The organism is Brooklawnia sp. (assembly GCF_049651565.1).
In the GTDB taxonomy this organism is placed as follows: domain Bacteria; phylum Actinomycetota; class Actinomycetes; order Propionibacteriales; family Propionibacteriaceae; genus Brooklawnia.
Map to the genome: position 1 here is coordinate 1 of NZ_JBASCI010000037.1, position 6,366 is coordinate 6,366.

Sequence of the window (6,366 nt, forward strand, 5' to 3'; positions counted from 1 at the left end):
GAGCCGCAACGCTCAGTGCCCGGCCTGCAGCTCGGCCAGCGCCTGCAACTGGGCCAGCGCCACCACCCCGGCGGTCGAGGTCCGCAGGACGCCGTCGCCCAGGCCCACAAGTTGGGCGCCGGCCGCCTGGAACGCCTCGAGTTCATCAGGGCTGATACCGCCCTCCGGGCCTACCACCACCACCACCTCGCCGCTGGCCGGCAGCGGCACCCGGGGCAGCGGCACGGCGGCGTCCTCGTGGCAGACCAGCGCCAGGTCGGCCGACCTGATCAGCTCGACCACACCAGCGGTGTCGGCGTAAGAGACCTGCGGGACGCGGAACCGGCGCGACTGCTTGGTCGCCTCGCGGGCGGTGGTCTGCCACTTGGCAACGCCCTTGTCGGCCTTGCCGCGCTCGCCGGGGCGGGGGTCCCAGCGCACCACCGAGCGGGCCGCCTGCCAGGCGATGATCCGGTCGGTGCCGAGTTCGGTGAGCGACTCGACCGCGATGTCCGACCGGTCGCCCTTGGCCAGCGCTTGCACAGCCGTCCAGTGGTGGGTCCGCTGCGGCGTGGACAGGCGATCCAGCACCCGGACCCGGATCTGCTGCTTGCCCACCTCGACCACCTCGCCGCGGATCGCGGCTCCGGCGCCGTCGGCGACCAGCACGGTCTCACCCACCCGGGTGCGCTTGACGACCGCGGCGTGGCGTCCCTCGTCACCGGTCACCTCGACCAGGTCACCCGGCTGCGCCCCGCCCAACTCGGCGAGGTAGCAGGCGTCGGTCACTGGCTGAACACGTCCCTTATCCGGTCGAAGAAGCCCTTCTCCTCCGGGTGCTTGTTCAGCACCTCCGGCCCGCCCTCACCACGCATCTGGGCGAACTGGGCCAGCAGCGCGCGCTGCTCGTCGTCCAGCTTGGTCGGGGTCTGGACCAGCAGCGTGACGCCCAGATCACCGCGGGTGGTCTCGCCGCGGCGGTTGGCCCGCAGGCTGGGGACGCCGTGATCGGCCACCACCAGCCGGGTGCCCGACTGGGTACCGGCCGGGACGTGCATGTGCACCTTCTGGCGCTCGGGCGGGCAACTCGGCAGCTCGGATTCGAGGGTGTCGATGTCGAGTTCGGTGCCCAGCGCCGCCAGGCTCATCGGCAGCCTGATCACCATCTCCAGGTTGTCGTGGTCGCGGCGGAAGACGTCGTGGGGCGCCACCTGGATCTCGACGTACAGGTCACCGGCCGGCCCGGCCCCCGGCCCGATCTCACCCTGGCCCTGCAGGTGGATCCGGTTGCCGGTGTCGACCCCGGCGGGAATCTTGACGTTGATGGTGCGCTGCTCCGGGACCCGGCCCTGCCCGGAGCAGTCGGGGCACGGCTCGGGGATGATGTTGCCGAAACCCTGGCAGTTCGGGCACTGCTGGGTGGTGCGGATCTCGCCAAGGATCGACCGCTGGGTGGTGATCACCTCGCCGCGGCCGTGGCACTGGGTGCAGGTGACCGGCTCGCGGTTGTTCACCCCGCCGGAGCCGTTGCAGGTGTTGCACACCACGTGGGTGTCGAACTTGATCGGCTTCGTGACCCCGAAAACCGCCTCCGACAACGTCAGGCGGGTGCGGATCAGCTGATCCTGGCCGCGCCGGACGCGGGACTTGGGCCCCCGGCTGGTGGTGGCGCCGCCGAACATGGCGCCGAAGAGGTCGCCGATGTCGAACCCCTGGGAGGCGAACGATCCGAAGCCGCCGAAGCCGCCCATGTTGGCGAACGGGTCACCGCCACCGGGCCCCATCGGGTCGCCACCGCGGTCGAAGATCGACCGCTTGTTGGGGTCGCTCAACACCTCGTAAGCCTCGTTGACCTGCTTGAACTTCTCCTCGGCGTCCGGATCGGTGGCGACGTCGGGGTGGACCTTCATCGCCATCTTCCGGTATGCCTTCTTGATCTGGTCGGCGCTGGCGTCCCGAGGCACACCGAGGATCGAGTAGTAGTCAGGGGCACTCATCGTTGGTTCTCGTTCATCCTTCTGCCAGGAACCGGCCGACGTAACGCGCCACGGCACGGACGGCGGCGATCGTGGAGGGGTAATCCATGTAGGTGGGGCCGACTACGCCGAGCGTCGCCCAGGGCTCGTCGGGCCCGTAGCCACTGGCCACCAGCGAGGTGCTCTGCAACCGCTGGTACGGGTTCTCCTGCCCGATCCGCACCGAGACATCGCCCGGGTGCTCGGCCACGGCGTCACCGAGCAGCCTCAGCAACACTACCTGCTCTTCCAACGCCTCCAGAACCGGACCGATCACCATCTTATAGGCCGCCCCGAAGCGGGTGAGGTTCGGCACCCCGGCCACCACCACCTCGCTGGACGGGTCGGAGCCCAGCATCGACCGCAGGGCGTCGATCACGACGGTGGCCCGCTCGGCGTCCCCGGCGTCCTTGGTGGGTTCGCCGGCCAGGCCGGCCAGGGCGTCCAGCGCCTTGCCGGGAGTGAGCCCGACCACTGCCCGGTTGAGCCGCTCCCGCCACTGGTCGAGTTCGGTTACGGAGTGCTCGGGCAACAGCAGGGTCCGCTGGTCGATGCGTCCGGTGGAGTCGATCATGATCAGCAGCGCTCGGTCGGCGTGCAGGCTGACCACCTCGACATGGCGGATGGTGGTGGTGCGCGCGATGGGGTACTGCACCAGCGCGACCTGCTGGGTGAGCTGGGCGAGCAGCCGCACGGTGCGATGCACGATGTCGTCGATGTCGGCCGCCCCGGCCAGGAAGGTGGAGATGGCGCGGCGTTCGGCGACCGACAGCGGCTTGATGGTGGCCAGCCGGTCGACGAACAGCCGGTAGCCCTTGTCGGTGGGCACCCGGCCAGCGCTGGTGTGCGGCTGGATCAGGTAGCCCTCGTCCTCCAGCACGGCCATGTCGTTGCGGATGGTGGCCGGTGAGACGTCGAGGTTGTGCCGCTCGACCAGCGCCTTCGAACCCACCGGTTCCCGGGTCTGGACGTAGTCGGTGACGATGGCCCGCAACACCTCGAGCTTGCGTTCATCCACGACTTGCCTCCTCCCGGTTGATTCTGGCACTCACAAGTCACGAGTGCCAATCTTACTGCTCGGGGCGGAAGTAGCCGACCACCTGCCTCGCCAGGGCGTCGTCGGCCGCGATGACAAGGCTGTTCGGCACCCCGACCCGCGCTCCGTAGAACCGGCCGCGGTTGTCCAGGGACTGCCCGCCGAGCTCGCGTAGCATCAGCGAACCGGGCAGGTGGTCCCACGGCCACGGGTTGCGGTAGGTGAAGTAGTCCACCTCGCCGGCGAACAGTTGGGAGTAGTCGAACCCGGCGCAGTAGTTGGTGTGCAGGGTGGGTGTCAGCCGGCCCCTGGAGTCGAAGTGCCGCCACGACCGCCGGGTGGTCATGCCGCGCGGCGGGTTGTGCGCCGGCCCGCGCCGCACCGGTTCGCCGTTGCAGTAGAGTCCCCCGCCACGCTCGGCGACATAGGCCCGTCCGGTCTCGGGCTGCCAGATCCACCCCCGGGTGGTCTCGCCCCGGCGCACCTCGGCCACCATCACGGCGTACCGCGGGGAACCCTTGACGAAGTTGGTGGTGCCGTCCACCGGATCGACGGTGTAGGCGAGTTCGGCCTGGCCCAACCCGGTCATCAACTTCGGATTGGCGTAGCTGGCCTCCTCACCCACGATCAGGGCGTCCGGGTTGCGGGCCAACAGCCCGGCGGTGATGAGTTCCTCGGCCTCCCGGTCGGCGATGGTGACGAAGTCGCCGGGCGCCTTCTGGTCGACGTGCTGGTCGCCCAGCGCCCGGAACCGTGGCGTGATCACCTCGTCGGCCACGTTGATGATGAGCTGGAGGACCTCGTCGGTCGACATCTGCGTCATGGTGTCAGTAGAACCTCCGGTCGCTGAACAGCGGCGACTCGTCTGAGGCGGCCGCCAGCACCGCGATCGACCACGGTTCGACGACGTACTGGCCCGAGATCTCCTCGCCGTCGGCCGGCGCCCAGGAGTTGTCGTGCGACTCGGCCCAAGGTGCGGTGTCGATGATGCGGTGCCAGCTCAGGTTCGGAACGGGACGCTGCAACTCGCTGACGTCCGGCAGCTTGAAGACCGCCGGCCTGGTGTACATGTTCACCATCATCAGGTAGTCGGTGCCGCCGATGCCGGTGCCGTTGATCAGCACGGTAACCTGCCGATCGGTCGGGCCGGGCGGGCCCTTCAGGTCGGGCCGGAAGTACAGGTAGCTGACGTTGTCGCTGTCGAGCTGGCCGTCCCCCCACGCCTTCTGCCGCAGGGTGGGGTCGAGCTCGCGCAACCTGGTCACGTACTGGGCGAACCGGAACATCGGGTTGACGTCCGGTTCGCTGTCGCACACCCCCACCACGTCGTAGTACGAGTAGGCCTCCGGGTCGTCGGGGTCGACCGGCAGTTGGGTGGGGGCGTTGGACGCCAGCATCGCCCAGTTATTCCACATCCCGATGGTGTTGAGGTTCCACGGATTGTTGTTGCCGTTCTGGGTGCGGCCGTACTCGTCACCGCTGACCACCATCGGCACCCCGCGTGACATCATCGCGATCAGCCAGTTGTTGCGCCACCTGGCCCGGCGAAGCTCCTTGTTACCGCCGGAATCCCAGGAGACGTTGGCGTCAGTGCCGCCGTCCGACGGCCCGAACGGGAACGGTTGGTTGTTGTCCTTGTCGTTGAAGCTGACCAGGTCGAACATGGTGAAGCCGTCGTGGGCGGTCAGGAAGTTGATCGACTTCTGCGGGCCGGCGTTGTCGTTGAAGTGCAGCCAGTCGCCGTTCAGCAGGTCCATGAAGTTGCGGGTGTTGCCGTCCCCCTTCAGGTAGTGGCGCATGGTGTCGCGGTAGCGGCCGTTCCACTCCCCCCAGCCGGACGGGAAGTTGCCGACCTCGTAACCCCACAGGTCCCAGGCCTCGGCGATCACCTCGATGTCGCGCTGGTCGGCGTAGTCGGCCACCTCGCGCAGCAGCGGGTGCGCCTTGTAGAAGCGTCGCCGGCCACCCCAGTCCTCCTTGTCGGACGCCCCGGGGTAGCGTCCCAGCACCGTGGCCAGGTCGAACCGGAACCCGTCCACGCCCATCACTTCGTGCCAGTAGGCCAGCGAGTCCTTGACCAGGTCGATCATCAGGCGGTGCGAGAAGTTGGTCTGGTTGGACGAACCGGTCGCGTCGTCGACGACCCAGCCGTCGGCGGTGAGGTCGTAGTACATCGAGGTGGCGAAGCCGCCGAAGCAGTGGAATGCGGCCGAGTCGACGTCGTTGTCCCAGTTGCCGCCCTCGGCGGTGTGGTTGTAGACCACGTCGAGGTAGACCTCGATGCCGTGTTCGTGGAAGGCTGCGACCATCTCCTTGAACTCACGGGTCGGTCCGCCGGGGCTCTTGTCGTAGGCGTAGTCACGGTTTGGCGCGAAGAACCCGATGGTCTGGTAGCCCCAGAAGTTGGTGGTGCCGTTGATGCGCCCGACCTGGTCGGAGTTGGTTTCATGGACCGGCAGCAGTTCCAGGCTGGTGAAGCCGAGCGCCCTCAGGTAGGGGGCGAGGTAGGCCGCCCCGGCGTAGGTGCCGAGCAGTTCCTCGGGGACGTTCTCGACCTCGTCGAACATCCGCTCCTTGGCCAGCAGGTCGCCCAGCTGCGCCGCCGACGGGTGCATGGTCAGGTTCTTGAGATGACCTTCGTAGATGATCACGTCCTGCGGCTCACGGACCGGGTAGTCGCCGATCGGCGTCTGGTCGTGGATGACCACGCCCTTGGGGGCGAACCGGCCCGAGTCGACTGAGCGCCGTACCTGACCGCGGTAGTCGCCGCCGCCGGTGGCGAAGACGCCCAGGTCGGCCCCGGCGTCCTTGACCGCCGGGCTGAGCGGGACGTGGCTGATCTCGCGGGCGTACGGGTCGAGCAGCACCTTGTTCGGGTTGAAGTGGTTGCCGTCGGCGTCGCGGTCGGAGATGAAGCCCAGCAGTGAGCCGGGCCGCCACTCCGGATCGATCTCCCAGTTGGTGCCCCAACAGCGATAGGCATAGTAGGCGCCGGGCCCAAGACCATTGAGCTGGGCCCGCCAGGTGCCGTCCTGGGCTTTGACGGTGTCGAAGTGGTGGCTGGCGTCGGCGCCGAGCGGTTGGGGGTACAGCTCGAGGACGACCCGGGTGGCGGCGGGGGCGAAGACGGCGAAGGAGGTGATGTCCTCCTGCGGGTCGTAGGTGGCTCCGAGCGACCAGCCGCCCAGCGCCCACACCTCGGGCGCGAACGGGGTGACCTGCAGCTCCGGCTCTTCCTCGGCGGGTTCTTCTTCGGGTTCGGCCTCGGTGGCAGTAGTCGGGGTGGGCTCGGCCTGCCCGGTCGGCTCGACCTCGGGGTGCTGTTCCTCGTAGGCC

Annotated in this window: 5 protein-coding genes; all 5 read right to left on the reverse strand. The window is 68.5% G+C overall.

What is annotated here, in order from left to right; genetic code table 11:
- Window positions 1–12 precede the first annotated feature (12 nt).
- A complete protein-coding gene (locus WBL05_RS01865; RefSeq protein WP_424223368.1) occupies window positions 13–768 on the reverse strand; it encodes a 16S rRNA (uracil(1498)-N(3))-methyltransferase in 756 nt (251 codons plus the stop codon).
- On the reverse strand, window positions 765–1,976 hold the full coding sequence (gene dnaJ / locus WBL05_RS01870; RefSeq protein WP_424223369.1) for a molecular chaperone DnaJ: 1,212 nt from the start codon (window positions 1,974–1,976) through the stop codon (window positions 765–767). Before dnaJ ends, WBL05_RS01865 begins: the two co-directional genes overlap by 4 nt.
- Window positions 1,977–1,989: 13 nt before the next feature.
- Entirely contained in the window at window positions 1,990–3,012 is a 1,023-nt protein-coding gene (gene hrcA, locus WBL05_RS01875; protein ID WP_424223370.1) for a heat-inducible transcriptional repressor HrcA, read from the reverse strand.
- 52 nt (window positions 3,013–3,064) lie between these two features.
- On the reverse strand, window positions 3,065–3,853 hold the full coding sequence (locus WBL05_RS01880; protein ID WP_424223371.1) for an inositol monophosphatase family protein: 789 nt from the start codon (window positions 3,851–3,853) through the stop codon (window positions 3,065–3,067).
- A 4-nt stretch (window positions 3,854–3,857) separates the two neighbouring features.
- A partial coding sequence (locus WBL05_RS01885; RefSeq protein ID WP_424223372.1) for an alpha-amylase family glycosyl hydrolase occupies window positions 3,858–6,366 on the reverse strand: 2,509 nt, incomplete at its 5' end.